Raw genomic sequence first — 17,480 nt, 5'->3', positions numbered from 1 at the left:
GTCAGGATGAATGCGATACATTTTTCCTTTGATTTTTATTGCAATGGCTAAGTAATGGACAGAAAAAGAGCAACGCTTATTGGGCTGGCGGCCATAGTGTTATGGAGCACCATGGTCGGTCTTATTCGCAGCGTGAGCGAGGGCCTGGGCCCGGTAGGCGGTGCAGCGATGATCTACACCCTCAGCGGATTATTGTGTCTGGTGACGGTAGGATTTCCTGATATCAGGCGGTTTTCCCCCCGCTATCTTATTGCAGGCAGCGTTTTGTTTGTCAGCTACGAAATATGCCTGGCGCTGTCGCTGGGCTACGCCGCAACGCGCGCTCAGGCGATTGAAGTCGGTATGGTGAATTATCTCTGGCCAAGCCTGACGATTGTGTTTGCCATCATGTTCAATGGACAGAAATCTACCCTGTGGGTGATCCCCGGCTTAGCCATCTCATTGCTGGGCGTCTGCTGGGTATTGGGCGGTGAACAGGGTTTACACCTTGATGAAATCACCCGCAATATCGTTTCGAGCCCGTTGAGCTATGCGCTGGCGTTTGCCGGGGCATTTATCTGGGCCGCCTACTGCACGGTCACCAGCAAATTTGCGAAAGGACAAAACGGCATCACCCTGTTTGTACTGCTGACCGCGCTGAGCCTGTGGGTAAAATATGCCCTGAGCGAACAGCCCGAGATGGTGTTCACGCTGCCGGTGGTGGTGAAACTCGTCATGTGCGGTATTGCGCTTGGGTTTGGTTACGCCGCATGGAATATTGGCATTCTTCACGGTAACGTTACGGTGCTGGCTGCCGTATCCTATTTTACCCCCGTCCTCTCAGCCGCGCTCGCCGCCGCAGTGCTAAGTTCCCCCCTCTCATTCTCGTTCTGGCAAGGCGCGCTGATGGTCTGCGCCGGGTCGTTGCTCTGCTGGTACGCCACGCGAAAATAATTGTGGTTTTGCTGTCGATAATATTCATTTCGGCAGCAAAAAATTAACATAGTTTTAATATGTGAGCGCGCGCCAAAATATTTCCCCCGCCAGTAGAGCGCGCGTTTAAATTCTGTTTATAGTAGCGTCCTTTCGTAATTTCCCATTTCCTTCAGTTGACATAAATTGACACCCAAGGGTGATTAGTTCCCTGCAAATACTCACGAGATTAATAGCACAAAGTGCAATAGTATGTTTCTGTTTATTTCGCTTGATAGAACGGAAATTCCGCATGGTGCTGAGTTAAAAACAAGTAGTTAACTTTCAGATGAGGCTTAACCCCTTTTAAAGAAACGAAAATACCGATAATTACCACTTTTTATAAAACCGCAATGAAATTATATTCATAACAATCAATCAGCCGCAAAATTGATGAAATATTCATCATTTCATGCTCTGTCACAGCCATTTATCCGATCCCGATCACACTAACTGAAATTATTGCTAATAATTTGAAACTTATTATTGAAATAGGACTACAAGATTTTTAAAAATACCATGCCATTGACGATAAGCCTCGTTTAGAAATCGTTCAAAGTGGCTCAGGAAATACCAAAGAAAATTATAAGGAATATTTAAGATGAAACTTAAATTAGTTGCAGTGGCAGTGACTTCCATGTTGGCAGCAGGCGTTGTAAACGCGGCTGAAATTTATAACAAAGACGGTAACAAGCTGGATCTGTACGGTAAAGTTACAGGTCTGCACTATTTCTCTGATGATGCTAAGAACGACGGCGACAAAACTTACGTTCGTCTGGGCTTCAAGGGCGAAACTCAGATCAACGATCAGCTGACCGGTTACGGCCAGTGGGAATATGAGTTCAAAGGCAACCGTTCTGAATCCCAGGGTACTGACGGCAGCAAAACCCGTCTGGCATTCGCGGGTCTGAAATTCAACGAATTCGGTTCATTCGACTACGGTCGTAACTACGGTGTTGCTTACGACATCGGCGCATGGACTGACGTACTGCCAGAGTTCGGTGGCGATACCTGGACTCAGACCGATGGCTTCATGACTGGCCGTACCACTGGCGTTGCAACCTACCGTAACACCGACTTCTTCGGTCTGGTTGACGGTCTGAACTTTGCCGCTCAGTACCAGGGTAAAAATGACAACCGCGACATCACCGAAGCGAACGGTGACGGCTGGGGTCTGTCTTCCACCTATGAAATGAACGGCTTCGCTGTTGGTGCAACCTACGCGAAATCTGACCGTACCGACCGTCAGGTTGCTGCTGGTCGCGTCGCGAACACCGTTAACGCTGGCGGCGAGAACGCAGAAGTATGGGCTGCTGGCCTGAAATACGATGCGAACAACATCTACCTGGCAACCACCTATTCTGAAACCCGCAACATGACCAACTTCGGTGACGGTTATATCGCGAACAAAGCTCAGAACTTCGAAGTTGTTGCTCAGTACCAGTTCGACTTCGGCCTGCGTCCATCCATCGCTTACCTGAAATCCAAAGGTAAAGACCTGGGTTCATACGGCGACCAGGATCTGGTTGAATACATTGACGTTGGCGCGAGCTACTACTTCAACAAGAACATGTCTACCTATGTTGATTACAAAATCAACCTGGTTGACGACAACAGCTTCACCAAAGCAACTGGCGTTGCTACCGACAACATCGTAGCGGTTGGCCTGACTTACCAGTTCTAAGATTTGTCACGATAAAAGGCCAGCCCCTGCGGCTGGCTTTTTTTATACGGATTTCTGGCGTCAAAAAGGAGTACGCCATGCACATATTCAAAGGACGCTGCTTGTGCGGAATGAGTCAGTTCAGCGCGAGCCTCAACAATTTTGACGTATACGCATGTCACTGCACGCAATGCCAGAAATGGTCGGGTGGCATTGCCATGTATCTTGAGACGCAGGGCCAGCCGCTTGTGGAGCAAGATTCCATTTCCCCCTCTCATTTTGCGTCCTCCGCGCGCGGCGAGCGCTGGTTCTGTCCCGGCTGCGGCTGCCCGCTGTGGTTCAAGCTCACCTCCACATCGCGCTATTTCATTCCCTGGACGCTGCTTGAGATGAGCGAGGACGAACGACGCCGACTGGTGCTTGCCGCAGAAATCTACACCGAAACCCAGCCTGCGTTTTTTGGCCTGACCGGACAATACGCGCGCTACAGCGGATCGGAAATTGAAGCGCTGGATAAACACTGCCTGCTTACGTCGTAGACGGTTCAACGCTCGCAGCCCGACGCAGCCAGCTTTGCAGCAGCTTGCCGTCCTCGGTCATTTCTGAATCTGAACGCACGCAGAGGTAATAGTCGCGCCCGTCGTCTATGGGTAAGTCAAATATCTTCACCAGCTCGCCGCTCTCCAGATAAGGCGCAATCAGCGGCTCACGCATCAGCGCGCAGCCCAGCCCCGCCTGCACGCCTGCCAGCGTCAACAGCCCGTCTTCAAACAGAGGACCGCTGCGCCGGAGAGGTCGTTTTTCCCCCTGCTGCTGAAACCACTGCGGCCAGGTGGTGCGCTCCTCATCGTGCAGCAGCGGCATTTGCAGCAGCTGCTCAGGGGTGTCGATATGGCCATGAATGCGCAAAAACGCCCGGCTGCACACCGGCACCATCTTGCCGGAAATCAGTTTTTCACTCTGATAGCCCGCCCACTGCCCGTTGCCGAAACGGATCGACATGTCCGATGCGTCGCTCAGATAGTTACGATGGTTGGCATACACCACGTTGATCTCGGTCTGCGGGTTGGCGCGCATAAACGCGGGCAAACGCGGGATAAACCACCCCATGCCAAAAAGCGGGATCAGGCTGATGGTGACCTGACGCGTTTGCGCCTGCTCCGCCAGATGCTCCGTCGCCTGGCGCAGCACGTTAAACGCCGCGCGGATCGAGCGGTAATATTCACGGCCATGCTGGCTCAGCGCCAGCCTGCGCCCCTGACGCTCCGTTAGCGGCATTTGCAGATACCCTTCAAGCACCTTGAGCTGATGACTGACGGCCGACGGGGAGATATCCAGCTCCTGCGCGGCCAGCGTTACGCTGCCAAGGCGAGCGATGGCCTCAAAGGCCCGGACGGCCCGAAGCGGCGGATCGTTTGCCAGGCGACTGTCTGCATACGCAGATAGCGCAGCCGACTGTTCTGTTTTATTCATATGTTGATTTCTTTAGGCTTTTTACCAGAAAACATGATTTTATTATGTTTATATAAATCATAAAGATAAAGCAATATCGGTTTATCATAAGAAATAATATATGTGTATTTTACAATTTAATTCATTTATCGGATGGTAGCCGCAGAAAGAGCACTTTGCGGGTACAGACGTTGGATACACTCATACAACAACTGATCAACGGCGTAATGCTGGGAAGCATTTATGCGCTGATCGCGCTGGGCTATACCATGGTGTATGGCATCTTGCGCATTATTAACTTTGCCCACGGCGATATTCTGATGGTCGGCGCGCTCACCACGCTATCCGCCCTTAACGCCCTGAATGCCACCTTCCCCCACATGCCTCAGCTGCTGCAGCTTGGCGTGGCCCTGGTGATTGCCATGGCCGTTTGCGCCCTGCTGGCGATGGCCGTGGAGCGCTTTGCCTACCGTCGGCTGCGCAACGCCCCGCGCCTGGCACCGCTGATCTCGGGTATTGGCGTTTCGGTCCTGCTGCAAACCGTGGCGATGATTATATGGACCCGCAACCCGCTGATGTTCCCGCAGATCCTGCCCATGGATCCGATCGCCGTGACGTCAGGCAGTGACATGCATCCTCCTGCCATTGTGACCGTCACCGGCATGGTTACCGTGGCGCTGGCGCTGACGGTGATGCTCGGGCTGTGGCTGCTGGTGGAATACACCCGCCTGGGCCGCGGCATGCGCGCCGTGGCGGAAAACCCGCGCGTGGCCACGCTGATGGGGGTAAACCCCAACGCGATTATTACGCTGACGTTCGCCGTTGGCGGCGTGTTTGCCGCGCTGGCAGGCGTCATGATGGCGAGCAACTACGGCAACGCCAGCTTCTCGATGGGCTTTTTGCCGGGAATTAAAGCCTTTACCGCCGCCGTGCTGGGGGGAATTGGCAACATTCGCGGCGCCATGATTGGCGGGATCCTGCTCGGCATAATTGAAGCGCTGGGCGCAGGTTATCTGGGGGAACTGACCCACGGCGTCTTTGGCAGCAACTATCAGGACGTCTTTGCCTTTATGGTCCTTATTCTGGTGCTGGTCTTCCGTCCGGCAGGACTTCTGGGCGAGCGCGTGGCGCACAGGGCATGAGGAAATGATGACAACGCTTCAACTACAAATTCCGACGGCAACGCGTAAATTCTGGTCAGGTATGATCCTGTTCTGCCTCGCGCTGCTGGTTGCGCCCGTGGTGGCCACGCAGATCGGCGGCAACTACTGGGTGCGCGTTATCGACTTCGCTCTGCTCTACATCATGCTGGCGCTGGGGCTCAACATTGTGGTGGGCTATACCGGCCTGCTGGATATGGGGTTTATCGCGTTTTACGCGGTGGGCGCCTACCTCGCGGCGCTGATGGCCTCCCCACACCTGCTGGAGGTGTTTCCGATCCTCGGCGTCTGGTTCCCCGGCGGGCTGCACACCTCCTATCTGCTGATTATTCCGCTGGCCGCGCTGGTAGCGGCTGTCTGCGGCATTCTGCTGGGTGCCCCGACGCTGAAGCTGCGCGGGGACTATCTGGCGATAGTGACCCTCGGCTTCGGTGAAATCATCCGCATCCTGATGCGCAACCTCGACCGTCCGGTCAACATCACCAACGGTGCAAAGGGCATTACCGGGGTAGATACGCTGAATCTGTTTGGCCTGAAGTTCAGCGGCGTCTACCACTGGTTCGGATTCAAGGTGCCCGCGCTGTGGCTGTGGTACTACCTGCTGATGCTGGTAATTGTGGCGATTATTTTTGTCTGCCTGCGCCTGCAGCATTCGCGCATTGGCCGCGCCTGGCACGCCATCCGTGAAGATGAGGATGTGGCCCGCGCGATGGGCATCAACGTGCGCAACTATAAGCTGCTGGCCTTTGCGATGGGTGCTTCTTTTGGCGGCGTGGCGGGTGCTCTGTTCGGCGCGTTTCAGGGCTTCGTCTCCCCGGAATCCTTCACGTTACAGGAATCCATTGCCGTGCTGGCGATGGTGGTGCTGGGCGGGATGGGACACATTCCGGGGGTGATCCTCGGCGCAATACTGCTTACCGCCCTACCGGAACTGCTGCGCAGCCAGGCGGCCCCGGTTCAGCAGGCGCTGTTCGGCACGGTGCTGATTGATCCGGAAGTGTTACGTCAGCTGTTCTACGGCCTGGCGCTGGTGCTGGTCATGCTGGTGCGCCCATCCGGGATCTGGCCGGTGCGCCACAAGGAGGTGAAGGCATGAGCCTGTTAACCGTTCGCAACATGTCAAAACGCTTCGGCGGCCTTACCGCCGTGGATGACGTTTCAATTACCGTAAACAAGGGCGAGATCTACGGGCTGATTGGCCCTAACGGGGCGGGGAAAACCACCTGCTTTAACCTGATCACCGGGCTTTACCCGGCGGACAGCGGCGAGTTTTCGATTGCCGACAGGCCCTATTTTCCAAAGCACATTGAGAAAGTGACCGCAGCCGGGATTGCGCGAACCTTCCAGAACGTGCGCCTCTTCAAAGACATGTCGGTGCTGGAAAACGTGATGGTGGGTCGTCACGTGCGCACCCGTAACGGCCTGTGGGCCGCGCTGAGCCGCCATAAACGCGCTCGCGCGGAAGAGACGCAGACCCGCGAACAGGCCTGGCACTGGCTGGAGTATACCGGGATTGCGAAATTCGCCCACTATCGCGCCTGCGATCTGGCCTACGGTCATCAGCGTCGCCTTGAAATTGCCCGCGCGCTGGCAACCGATCCGCTGCTGCTGGCGCTGGACGAACCCGCCGCCGGGATGAACGCGGCGGAAAAAGTGGCGCTCGGCGAGCTGCTTATCCGCCTTCGCGATGACGGTAAAACCCTGCTGATGATTGAGCATGACGTTAAGCTGGTGATGGGCATCTGCGATCGCCTGACGGTGCTGGATTACGGCAAAACGCTCGCCAGCGGCACGCCGGAAAGCGTCCGTCGCGACCCGGCAGTGATTGCCGCCTGGCTTGGAGGCAACGCCCATGTCTGAATTATTGAAGGTGGAACGTGTGGACGTGCATTACGGCGGTATTCAGGCCGTACGCGATGTCTCTTTTACCCTGCGCGAGGGCGAACAGGCTACCCTGATTGGCGCTAACGGCGCGGGGAAAAGCTCCACCGTGCGCGCCATTACCGGTCTGGAAAACTTCAGCGGCCGTATTGAATTCAACGGAAAAGCGGTACGCAAGCACAGGCCTGAAGCCCTGCTTCGCGACGGGCTGGTGATGGTCCCGGAAGGCCGTGGGATCTTCTCACGCATGACGGTACTGGAAAACCTGCAGATGGGCGCCTGGCTCAGGCGTGACACTGTCACCGTCAGGCGGGAGATGAATGCCATTTTCGAGCGCTTTCCGCGCCTGGGCGAACGCCAGCATCAGCTTGCCGGCCTGCTTTCCGGCGGCGAGCAACAGCTGCTTGCCCTTAACCGCGCCCTGCTCAGCCAGCCGCGTCTGCTCATTCTCGACGAACCCTCAATGGGCCTTGCGCCGAAGATGGTCGAGAACATTTTTGCCGTCATTGCCGGCCTGCGCGAGCGCGGCGTCGCCCTGCTGCTCATCGAACAAAACGCCCGACTCGCGCTGGAGGTGACCGACAGCGCGTGGGTGATGGACAGCGGCAGCATTGTCCATCACGGCGAATCGAAAGCGTTGCTCAATGACGACCAGATTGCACAGATTTATTTGGGCGAAATGCCCGTTTAACAACACCAGCCAACATCAGGGGAATACAATGAAAACAGTAAAAATCAGTGCCCTCAGCGCCGCTATTCTGCTCAGCGGCTTTGCCTCAACGACAACATGGGCCGCTGACAGCGAAACCGTGGTTATCGGCCTGGCGGGCCCGCTCACCGGCCCGTCTGCCCGTATCGGTAAAGATCTGGAGAACGGCGCGCAGCTGGCCATTGACGATATTAACAAGCAGCACCCGACCATCGGCGGCAAAGCGGTGACCTTCAAACTGCAGTCCGAAGACGATCAGTCCGACCCGCGTACCGCCGTGGCCGTCGCGCAGCGTCTGGTGGATAGCGGCGTCGCGGGCGTCGTGGGTCACTGGAACACCGGCACCAGTATTCCGGCAGCCCGCGTCTATCACGATGCCGGCATCGCGCAGGTCGCACCGGTCGCGACCGGTCACGCCTATACGCAACAGGGTTTTGATACCAGCTTCCGCGTGATGGGCCACGATGACGACGGCGGCCAGCTCGCAGGCCAGTACGCGGTGAATACCCTGAAAGCCAAGCGCATTGCGGTGATCGACGACCGTACCGCCTTCGGTCAGGGCCTGGCGGACCAGTTTATTAAGTCGCTTGAAGCGCAGGGCGTGAAGGTTGTCGACCGTCAGTACGTGGATGACAAAACGGTGGACTTCAGCGCCGTGCTGACCGCCATTCGCAGCAAAAACGCCGATCTGATCTTCTTCGGCGGCGTCGACAGCCAGGCCGCACCGCTGGCGCGCCGCATCAAACAGCTGGGCATGAACGCCACGCTGATGGGCGCGGGCGGATTTGTCAGCCAGACGTTCCTGAAGCTGGCGCAGAAAGAAGGCGAAGGCGTGGTCGCGCTGGAGCCGGGCCTGCCCGTCGACCAGATGCCGGGTGGAAAGGCTTTCGAGCAGGCCTATCAGTCCCGCTACCACACCCATATCGAACTGCACGCGCCGTTCGCCTATGACGCCACCCGCGTGCTGGTTGCGGCGATGGAAAAAGCAGACTCCGTCGATCCGTCCGAGTATCTGCCAGCCCTGCGCGGCATTAGCTACTCCGGCGTCACCGGACAGATCGCGTTTGATAAAGATGGCAACCTGAAGTCGCCGTCGTTCACCGTCTACAAAGTTGTCGAGGGTAAATGGCTGCCGCAGACCGTGCTGGGCGGCGCAAAAGCGAAGTAACGCAGCGAGGCAATGTGATGAGTGATAATAACGAGCTGGGCATTCTCGCCCGCCGCAAAATTGAAGCAGAAATTATTAAGCCAATTTATGAAATCCTGGTGCGCGAGATCGGAAAAACCCGCGCCCAGGCGGTCATCGGCGAGGCGATTGAACAGGCGGCAATTGACGCAGGCAAAGCGTTTGCCAGCAAAGAGCCCAACGGCGCGGACGTAAAGAGCTTTATCGCCCTGCAGTATCTGTGGGAGAAAGATAACGCGCTGGAGGTAAAGGTGCTCGACGCCGACGACCAGCAGTACAACTACAACGTGACCCGCTGCCGCTACGCGGAGATGTATCATGAAATGGGGCTGGGCGAGATTGGTCATCTTCTCTCCTGCGCGCGCGATGAAAAGTTTATCGTTGGCTATGCGCCGGACGTGAAGCTGACCCGCACGACCACCATCATGCAGGGCGGTGCGTGCTGTGATTTCCGCTACCGCAGCGCTAAGGACAAGACATGATCCGCGTCAACGCCGAACGGCTGTGGTCAACGCTAGAGATGATGGCGCAGATTGGCGGCACCCCCGCCGGTGGCGTCACCCGTCTGGCACTGAGCGAGGAAGATCGTATTGCGCGCAACCTGCTGCGCGACTGGGCGCTGGAGGCAGGATTCACCTGCGATATCGACAGCATGGGCAATATGTTTATCCGTCGCGCGGGGCAAAACCCGCAGCTTGCCCCAGTCATCACGGGTTCCCATTTGGATACCCAGCCGCTGGGCGGAAACTACGACGGGGTCTACGGCGTGCTGGCCGGGCTGGAGCTGCTGCGCACGCTGAACGATAACGCGATTGAAACCGAGCGCGACGTCGTGCTGGTCAACTGGACCAACGAAGAAGGCGCGCGCTTTGCCCCGGCGATGCTGGCCTCCGGCGTCTGGGCAGGCCAGCTCACGGAAGACTTTGCATACGCCAGGATGGACAACCAACGGATAACCGTTCGCGAGGCGCTGGAAGCGATTGGCTATCGCGGCGAACGCCCTGCCCGCGCATTTCCGGTTCACGCCTGCTATGAGCTGCATATTGAGCAGGGGCCGATCCTCGAAGAGGAAGAGATCGACATCGGGCTGGTGCGGGCGGCCATGGGCCAGCGCTGGTTTACGGTAACGCTCGACGGTTTTGCCGCCCATGCGGGAACGACACCGATGCACAGCCGCCGCGATGCGGTTATCGCCTTCGCCGGGCTGGCGCTGAACGTGGAGGAGATTGGGTATCAATTTTCGCCGGACGGACGCGCCACCATCGGCATGGCGCAGGTTACGCCGAACTCGCGTAACGTTGTCCCTTCGCGAGTGGAATGCAGCGTGGAGTTTCGCCACCCTTCACAGGACGCACTTGAAGCCATGGAAGCCGCGCTGCACGTAGCCACAAAAAACCTGGCCGCGCGCGGCGTGACGGCCAACGTCGAGCGCATCTTCGACTATGCGCCGATCGACTTTAATGAAGCCTGTCTGGCCCGTACGGAAAACGCCGTCGCCGCGCTGGGCTATTCGTCAAAATCGATGGTCTCCGGTGCCGGACACGATACCTGCTACGTCAGTAAGGTGGCACCTGCCAGCATGATTTTTATCCCCTGCGTGAAGGGCGTCAGCCATAACGAAGCGGAAAGGATCCTGCCGGAGTGGTCAGAGAAAGGTGCGAATGTGTTATTGCACAGCGTCCTGTCTGCGGCGCTTGAGCGATAGAGCGGAGAGAAAGCAGAAGATCTCTGCTTTCGCCTGAATCTACACGGCAACGCGTCGGCTGATTTCGACGACGCGATCGCTGGGAAGGTGATAGTGGTTGATGACGTGCGTGCAGTTGCGCTTCATAAAAGCAAAGATGTGCCGCTGCCAGGCCGCCATGCCCGCCTCACCTTCACCTGCCACAATGGTTTCATGCCCGACATACCAGGTGGCGTCATCCGTGGCAAAAATGGCGTTGACCTCGCTGACGCCCTGCAGCAACCGCGGGATGTCCGGGTGTTCCATAAAGCCATACTGCGCCACGCCGTGCCAGTAGCCCGGCGCGCGCTGCTCCACGCTTATACGCTGTTCTTCCCCCACGTAGGGCACGTTGAGAATATCAATGGTCAGCGACAACACGTCCTGCTGTAGCGCCCGGTTGCGCGCGACGTGCCAGCGCATGACCGGCGGGATATTGTTCTGGGTTCGGGTCAAAAAGATGGCGGAGCCCGCCACTCTGGGCACCGTCTTTTGCTGAAGCTGGGCAAAGAACGCATCCACGCTGACGCCCATCTCGCCCACCGATGCCGATACCGCCTTAACGCCCCGGTGCCAGATCAGCATCACCGTACAAATAGCGGCGGCCATCAGCAGCGGAATATAGCCGCCTTCCAGCACCTTAATCAGATTGGCAAACAGGAAGGTGGCATCAATCACCAGGAAACAGAAGGCAATGACCGCGCTGCTGACCAGGCTCCAGCGCCACACTTCCCGCATCGCGACAAACAGCAGGCCCGTGGTCATCAGCATGGTTAATGACACGGCGATGCCGTACGCCGCGGCAAGCTTGTCAGAGGATTTAAAGAACACCACCAGCCCGATGGTCACCCCCATCAGCAGCCAGTTTATTATCCCGATGTAAATCTGGCCGTAGCTTTCTGCCGCCGTCTGTTTGATGCGTAACCGGGGCAGCCAGCCAAGCTGAATGGCCTGGCGCGTCATCGAAAAAGCGCCGGTAATAATCGCCTGGCTGGCGATGATTGTCGCCAGCGCGGCAAGAATGATGAGCGGAACCTGCAGCGCAGGCGGACACAGCGTATAGAAAAGATTCTGTTTGCTGTCGGCACCTGCCAGAATCAGCGCTGACTGACCGGCGTAGTTGAGCAGCAGCGAAGGAAAGACGACGCCGTACCAGGCAAGCCAGATGGGCTTTTTACCAAAATGCCCCATGTCGGCATACAGGGCTTCGGCACCCGTCACGCAGAGAAACACGCCGCCCAGAACCAGGAAGCTGGTGTACCCGTTCGAAAACAGAAACGCGATGCCATACGCGGGATTGAGGGCCAAGAGTACCGAGGGGTGTTGCACGATCCCCCGCACGCCAAGAGCCGCAATCGCCAAAAACCACACCGCCATCACCGGGCCAAATATTTTCCCTATGCGGGCGGTACCAAAAGGCTGGATAAGAAACAGCGCCAGCAGAACCGCCACCGTGAGGGGTAGTATGTACGGCTGGGACTCCGGGAACACCATTTCCAGCCCTTCGAGGGCAGACAGGACGGAGATGGCCGGGGTTATTGCGCCGTCACCGTATATCAGCGCGGCGCCGATGAGGGCAGAAAAAATGACCCAGCGTCCGCCTTTGCCCTTTTCCACCAGAAGCGACATCAGGGCCATGATGCCCCCTTCGCCATGGTTATCAATTCGCATGGCAAAGGCGGCATATTTTATGGACGTCACCAGGATGAGTGTCCAGGTTATCAGGGAGAGCAGGCCGAGTATAACGCCGGGCGTCGGGTCATGCTCAGAGAGCGAAAGCACCGTCCGGAAGGTATAAAGCGGGCTGGTGCCAATATCACCAAAAACGACGCCCAGCGCCCCTCCAGCAAGCAGGGTTAACCGGGAGAGCGGTTGGGACGCTTCACTGCTGTGGCGAGGGCTCATATTTTCCAGCAAGAGTCAGATAATCCTATAAAAAACATAGCGCATCTGCCCCACCCGCGCCAACCGCGCGCTCTGTTTTACTGCGGATTGACCTTCGCCAGGCTGAACCAGATCCCCACCGCCAGCAACAGCAGCATTCCCCCCGCGCTGCCCAGCGCCACGCTGTGTGAGGTGATAAACGCGCTTTTCGCTGCCTCAATCACCGGTTCCGCCAGGCTCGGCGTCAGATCCTGCGCCACCTTCATCGCCTCACCGATGGATGACGAGGCTTTATCGACGAGCGAGGCATCCAGCCCCTGCGGCAGCTCAATCGACGCCGAGAAGCTGCGGGTCAATAGCAAGCCAAAGATGGCGATCCCCAGCCCGGCGCCCAGCTCATAGGACATGGTTTCAATTGCGCCTGCGGCGGCGGCTTTCTCTTTTGGCGCGGCGGCCATAATGGCCGAGGTCGAGGCCAGCAGCGCGCTGGCGGCGCTGAAGCCGAGCAGCACCATCAGCCCCCACGCCTGCCACTGCTGCGTGCTGAAGTCGAGCGTCGACAGGCCGATAAAGCTCACGGCGCTGAGCCCCATTCCACCCGCCGCGACGATGCGAAGCCCTAAACGCCCGACCAGCACGCCCGCGATTGGCCCACTGAACCCGCTGGCAACCATCACCGGCAGCATAAACATGCCCGCTTCAAACGGCGTAAAGCCATGAACAAACTGCAGCTCCTGGGCCATCAAAAGCTCAAACCCGACGAGGGCAATCATGGCGGTCATCGCCATGACCACGCCGCTCAGGATGATGCGATGGCAAAACAGGCGCATGTCGATCATCGGTACGCGAGCGCGGAGCTGAATACGCACGAAAATGAACAGCAGCACCGCACCGGTAACCAGCGCAGACGCGACGATCCACGGTGACAGGACGCCTTTCAGGGCGGTTTTGGCACTGTAGACCAGCAGCAATATCGCCACAATCAGCATTACGGCATGGCTGATATTCAGCGGCTGCTCCGGACGCCCCTGCTGAGGCGGCACGAAGCGCGCGGCCAGCGACACCACCACCAGCACGATCGGCACGTTGATCAAAAACACCGAGCCCCAGTAAAAATGCTCGAGCAGCATACCGCCGATTAACGGGCCAAACGCCGCCCCGCCGGAGCCCACCGCAGCCCAAACGCCCAGAGCGATATTACGATCCCGCGCGTCGGTAAACAGCGTGCGGATCCCTGCAAGCGTCGCCGGAATAATCATCGCCGCACCAATTGCCAGCGAGGCGCGTGCCGCAATCAGCCACCCTGCTGACGGTGCAAACGCTGCCGACAGAGACGATAGGCCAAACAGCGTGCTGCCAATCATGAGCAATCGTTTAAAACCAATGCGGTCACCCAGCGCGCCCATCGGCAGCACCATTCCCGCCATCACCAGCGAGTAAATATCGATGATCCACAGCAATTCATTGCCGCTGGCGCCGAGCGTCATGCTCAATGTCGGCGCCGCCACGTGCAGCACCGTCGCGTCGATCGCCACCGGGATATACACCAGCACGATAATCACTAACGCTAACCACTGACGAAACATAAATTTCCTTTTTTTCTAAAACATGGACACATGTCCAGGATGCGATCCTACGTAAAGTTGAACACATGTCCAGCTTTTTGTTACACTCGTTTCAGTCCCATTGAGAGTGAGTAAACATGCGATATCTGAGCAAGGACGAACGGCGGGAAGCCATCTTACAGGCCGCTATGCGCGTGGCGCTGGCCGAGGGGCTGGGGGCCATGACGGTGCGGCGCGTTGCGGCGGAAGCGGGCGTGGCAACCGGACAGGTACACCATCACTTTGCCTCCGGCGGAGAGCTAAAATCGCTGGCCTTCGTGCGGTTAATCCGCGAACTGCTGGATGCTGACGTCGCCAGGGTACAGGCCGGATGGCGCGAACAGCTTCATGGCATGCTCGGCAGCGATGACGGCAGATTTGAGCCCTATATTCGTCTTTGGCGCGAAGCGCAGATCCTGGCCAGCCGCGATGATGACATAAAGGGTGCCTATGTCATGACGATGGAGATGTGGCACCAGGAAACCGTGGCGATTATTCGTGGCGGAGCTGAAGCCGGGACCTTTACGCTCACCGACCGGCCGGAAAATATTGCCTGGCGTTTGATAGGCCTGGTATGTGGCCTGGATGGGATTACGGTATTGAATATGCCAGAAATGGACGACGCGGCATTTAATAAGCATCTCGATAAGCTTATTTCGCTCGAGTTATTTTAACAGCGTTTACAATGAGTGCGGGCACGGCCTCAAGCCAGGCAGCGCCGCTGACTGTGTCGGGTGGCGGCTACGCCTTACCCGACCTACGTTTAAGCCCTTGTAGGCCCGGTAAGGCGTAGCCGCCACCGGGCTATTTTCCGGCCTGCGGATGCGTATCAAACCCTGCCATCACCGCCGTCAATTCTGCCAGCGTAAAGCCGTGCTTCGGATCGTCAACCCCAAGGCCAAAACGTTCCTGCATGAGCTGATACAGAGCCTCCGCATCCGGCAAGTGGATCTGCTCCTCCACATGACCATTCTGCCAGTGGGTAAAGTTGAAGTTGGTCAGCGTCAGCTTGCCGCCGTCAGGCAGATGGCGGCACATCAGCAGATGGTGGCGAAAATGCGACTGCGGCCAGTGTGCGGACCAGAAATTCCCCATCACGTAATCACTGAAATACTGCGTCGTCAGGTCAAAATAGTACATCGACTGCCAGTGCTCGTGGTGACGGAACTGCAGCACCCAGTCGTTGCCCTCGCTCAGCAGACGATACAGCCCGTGCGGCGTCGCCTGTTCTTCGTTAGCCAGCAGGCGAATCGGCGCCGTCAGCGTCTGGCCGCCAAACCCCACGTCGGCAATCCAGCGTTCACCGTTAAGCTCCACCAGCAGCAGACGATGCGTACGCGGCGGCATCTGCGACGGATTCGCCAGAACCACTCGCCCGAGCACGCTGCGCACCGTAAACCCAATCTCACGCAAGACGCGCTCAAGCAGGCCGTTTTGCTCAAAGCAGTATCCCCCGCGGCGCGCCGTCACCAGTTTGTCCTCCAGGCATTGATCGTCAAGATGAATTTCTCGCGGCAGCACGACATCAATATTTTCGAAAGGGATCGCACAGTTGTGGTGTAAATGCAGCGCGCGAAGGGTATCAATATCCACCCGCGCCGGATGCGTCCAGGCGATACGAGCAAAATAGGCGGTCAGGAATGGGGACATGCATCATTTTCCTTTGATTGTGGTGTTCTGGTTATAAACTAATTTTACGCGCTCACTTTGATTTACGTGCTTTTTCGTCATTATCATCGGAGTAGATGAGGAGATCCTATGAGCCACTTTCGCCCTGTTGAATTACGTCATGCCAGCCGTCTTCTGAATCACGGCCCGACCGTGCTGATCACCAGCCACGATGAAAGCCAGGACAGACGCAACGTGATGGCCGCCGCATGGTCAATGCCCGTTGAGTTTGAGCCGCCGCGCGTCGCAATCGTGGTGGACAAAAGTACCTGGTCGCGCGAGCTGATTGAACGCAGCGGGAAGTTTGGCATCGTCATCCCTGGCGTAGCGGCGGCCAGCTGGACTTACGCGGTCGGCAGCGTCAGCGGACGCGATGAGGACAAATTCAACTGCTACGGGATCCCGGTCGTCAACGGTCCTGAGCTTGGCCTGCCGGTGATTGAAGAAAAGTGTCTGGCGTGGATGGAGTGTCGGTTACTGCCCGTCACCTCTGCGGCAGAAAAATACGATACGCTGTTTGGTGAAGTGGTTTCAGCGGCAGCCGATGAACGCGCGTTTATCGCCGGACGCTGGCAGTTTGACGGGGATAAGCTGAATACGCTGCATCACCTGGGAGCCGGAACGTTTGTGGCGAGCGGGAAGATGGTGAAGGCACCGGATTGATTATCTAAATTATATCTTCCTGAATTATAGTAAATTTCTATGGCATTTTATGTTTAATATTGTGTTGTTAAACGGAGGATATTTCCGGAGTTGCTGTATTAGCAATCTCGCCTTAAGGAAATATCAATGACATGGAATAAAAATGGCGCAATCTCGTATGCCAAAACACATGCTCAACCGAAGAGTACGGGGTATTGTGCTCACTACGTCACCGAAGCGATCAGAACCGGTGGGAGATTAAAGATCCCTAATACTCGTCTGGCAAAAGATATGGGACGAACATTGGTTAACGCTGGTTTCCGCCTGGTATATGATCAACCCCATGCCGGTGACGTTGCCGTTATACAAAATATTGTGGGTCACGATAGCGGGCACGTTTGCATCTACGACGGTCAGCAATGGATCAGCGATTTTGTACAACGCACCCTGTATCCAGGGCAAGCCTACCGAAACATACATCCTCATTACGAACTGTTCAGGCATGACTAATGAAAATACTCTGCTTCGTTCTTTTCGCTCTGTTTCCTTACGCGGTCGCGCATAGCAGCTCTGCACCAGGCCAGGTGGCACTTAAATTTAATCAATGGTATATCGCACAGTTAAATCAGAATAAACCGCCAGTATTAAACCCCGACATAATGAAAGATTACGTTTCCTCGGGGACAATTGCTGCAATTAAGGAAATGTATTCTGGAGACAGTAACGAAAAAGATATGCCCGATGCGGATATGTTCATCAAATCTCAGGATTGGGACGAAGACTGGGCTCAGATCGCGGTATTGAATTCTGACTTTGATGCGGTTTGCACAAATGTGTATACCCAATAAACCTCAAGATGCAGGTTTGAGCACCTGAAAATGATCGTTAATTCGGGACGTCAGAAAACCCGCTATCCCCGGTAACGTATGGCTGAAAAATTCAGATATTGCATCCCTG

General features: G+C 56.7%; 17 protein-coding genes and 1 pseudogene. 14 read left to right on the top strand and 4 right to left on the bottom strand.

The annotated features are described in order from the left end of the window. The first annotated feature begins 54 nt into the window (after positions 1-54). The 3 genes from yddG (at position 55) to ACJBF3_RS02765 (ending at position 3,153) form a co-directional block, all read left to right on the top strand. The gene (gene yddG, locus ACJBF3_RS02775; protein ID WP_045326471.1) at positions 55-933 is read left to right on the top strand and encodes an aromatic amino acid DMT transporter YddG; all 879 of its coding nucleotides are present in this window, start codon (positions 55-57) and stop codon (positions 931-933) included. A gap of 619 nt (positions 934-1,552) precedes the next feature. After that, a complete protein-coding gene (gene ompC, locus ACJBF3_RS02770; protein WP_045326475.1) occupies positions 1,553-2,635 on the top strand; it encodes a porin OmpC in 1,083 nt (360 codons plus the stop codon). Between the two features lie 77 nt (positions 2,636-2,712). Continuing rightward, positions 2,713-3,153, top strand: coding sequence for a GFA family protein (locus ACJBF3_RS02765; RefSeq protein ID WP_045326477.1), 441 nt, complete (start codon positions 2,713-2,715; stop codon positions 3,151-3,153). On the opposite strand, the gene ACJBF3_RS02760 is transcribed toward ACJBF3_RS02765, so the two are convergent. Then, on the bottom strand, positions 3,143-4,087 hold the full coding sequence (locus ACJBF3_RS02760; protein WP_045326479.1) for a LysR substrate-binding domain-containing protein: 945 nt from the start codon (positions 4,085-4,087) through the stop codon (positions 3,143-3,145). The two genes, ACJBF3_RS02765 and ACJBF3_RS02760, sit on opposite strands and share 11 nt — an antisense overlap. Before the next feature lie 170 nt (positions 4,088-4,257). On the opposite strand from ACJBF3_RS02760, the gene ACJBF3_RS02755 reads away from it, so the two are divergent. From ACJBF3_RS02755 to ACJBF3_RS02725, 7 genes are read left to right on the top strand one after another with little or no spacing between them, the layout of a single operon-like run. Continuing rightward, the gene (locus ACJBF3_RS02755; RefSeq protein ID WP_045326481.1) at positions 4,258-5,208 is read left to right on the top strand and encodes a branched-chain amino acid ABC transporter permease; all 951 of its coding nucleotides are present in this window, start codon (positions 4,258-4,260) and stop codon (positions 5,206-5,208) included. 7 nt (positions 5,209-5,215) lie between these two features. Next, positions 5,216-6,322: a branched-chain amino acid ABC transporter permease gene (locus ACJBF3_RS02750; RefSeq protein WP_045326483.1), complete on the top strand. Its 1,107-nt coding sequence runs from the start codon at positions 5,216-5,218 to the stop codon at positions 6,320-6,322. Next, positions 6,319-7,086, top strand: a complete 768-nt coding sequence (locus tag ACJBF3_RS02745; RefSeq protein ID WP_047723578.1) for an ABC transporter ATP-binding protein — start codon at positions 6,319-6,321, stop codon at positions 7,084-7,086. Before ACJBF3_RS02750 ends, ACJBF3_RS02745 begins: the two co-directional genes overlap by 4 nt. Continuing rightward, a complete protein-coding gene (locus tag ACJBF3_RS02740) occupies positions 7,079-7,798 on the top strand; it encodes an ABC transporter ATP-binding protein (RefSeq protein WP_045326488.1) in 720 nt (239 codons plus the stop codon). Before ACJBF3_RS02745 ends, ACJBF3_RS02740 begins: the two co-directional genes overlap by 8 nt. 28 nt (positions 7,799-7,826) lie before the next feature. Continuing rightward, positions 7,827-8,984 (top strand): branched-chain amino acid ABC transporter substrate-binding protein, encoded by a 1,158-nt coding sequence (locus ACJBF3_RS02735; protein WP_045326494.1) that lies wholly within the window; start codon positions 7,827-7,829, stop codon positions 8,982-8,984. Between the two features lie 17 nt (positions 8,985-9,001). Continuing rightward, a complete protein-coding gene (locus ACJBF3_RS02730) occupies positions 9,002-9,484 on the top strand; it encodes an L-2-amino-thiazoline-4-carboxylic acid hydrolase (RefSeq protein ID WP_032640754.1) in 483 nt (160 codons plus the stop codon). Then, the gene (locus tag ACJBF3_RS02725; protein ID WP_045326495.1) at positions 9,481-10,707 is read left to right on the top strand and encodes a Zn-dependent hydrolase; all 1,227 of its coding nucleotides are present in this window, start codon (positions 9,481-9,483) and stop codon (positions 10,705-10,707) included. Before ACJBF3_RS02730 ends, ACJBF3_RS02725 begins: the two co-directional genes overlap by 4 nt. Before the next feature lie 39 nt (positions 10,708-10,746). Here the strand turns inward: ACJBF3_RS02725 and ACJBF3_RS02720 are convergent, their stop codons facing one another. Next, entirely contained in the window at positions 10,747-12,630 is a 1,884-nt protein-coding gene (locus tag ACJBF3_RS02720; RefSeq protein ID WP_045326497.1) for a potassium transporter Kup, read from the bottom strand. A 77-nt stretch (positions 12,631-12,707) separates the two neighbouring features. Further along, positions 12,708-14,195 (bottom strand): MFS transporter, encoded by a 1,488-nt coding sequence (locus ACJBF3_RS02715; RefSeq protein WP_045326498.1) that lies wholly within the window; start codon positions 14,193-14,195, stop codon positions 12,708-12,710. A 116-nt stretch (positions 14,196-14,311) separates the two neighbouring features. Between ACJBF3_RS02715 and ACJBF3_RS02710 the strand changes: the two genes are divergently transcribed. Next, positions 14,312-14,887, top strand: a complete 576-nt coding sequence (locus tag ACJBF3_RS02710; protein WP_045326500.1) for a TetR family transcriptional regulator — start codon at positions 14,312-14,314, stop codon at positions 14,885-14,887. Between the two features lie 130 nt (positions 14,888-15,017). Here the strand turns inward: ACJBF3_RS02710 and nhoA are convergent, their stop codons facing one another. Further along, on the bottom strand, positions 15,018-15,863 hold the full coding sequence (gene nhoA, locus ACJBF3_RS02705; protein ID WP_045326501.1) for an N-hydroxyarylamine O-acetyltransferase: 846 nt from the start codon (positions 15,861-15,863) through the stop codon (positions 15,018-15,020). Positions 15,864-15,971: 108 nt separating this feature from the next. Here nhoA and ACJBF3_RS02700 point away from each other — a divergent pair, with 108 nt between their 5' ends. From ACJBF3_RS02700 to ACJBF3_RS02690, 3 genes and pseudogenes are all read left to right on the top strand, one after another. Next, complete coding sequence (locus tag ACJBF3_RS02700) at positions 15,972-16,544, top strand: flavin reductase family protein (protein WP_045326503.1); 573 nt, start codon at positions 15,972-15,974, stop codon at positions 16,542-16,544. A 126-nt stretch (positions 16,545-16,670) separates the two neighbouring features. Beyond that, positions 16,671-17,033, top strand: coding sequence for a hypothetical protein (locus tag ACJBF3_RS02695; protein ID WP_045326505.1), 363 nt, complete (start codon positions 16,671-16,673; stop codon positions 17,031-17,033). Next, positions 17,033-17,362, top strand: a pseudogene (locus ACJBF3_RS02690) (DUF3828 domain-containing protein); the annotation flags it as partial. The gene ACJBF3_RS02695 and the pseudogene ACJBF3_RS02690, both read left to right, overlap by 1 nt. Positions 17,363-17,480 lie beyond the last annotated feature (118 nt).

The sequence above is a fragment of the Enterobacter sp. PP-008-ECC_S150 genome (assembly GCF_045257065.1).
Taxonomy (GTDB): Bacteria; Pseudomonadota; Gammaproteobacteria; order Enterobacterales; family Enterobacteriaceae; genus Enterobacter; species Enterobacter chengduensis.
This window is presented reverse-complemented; position numbering and strand designations above follow the sequence as displayed.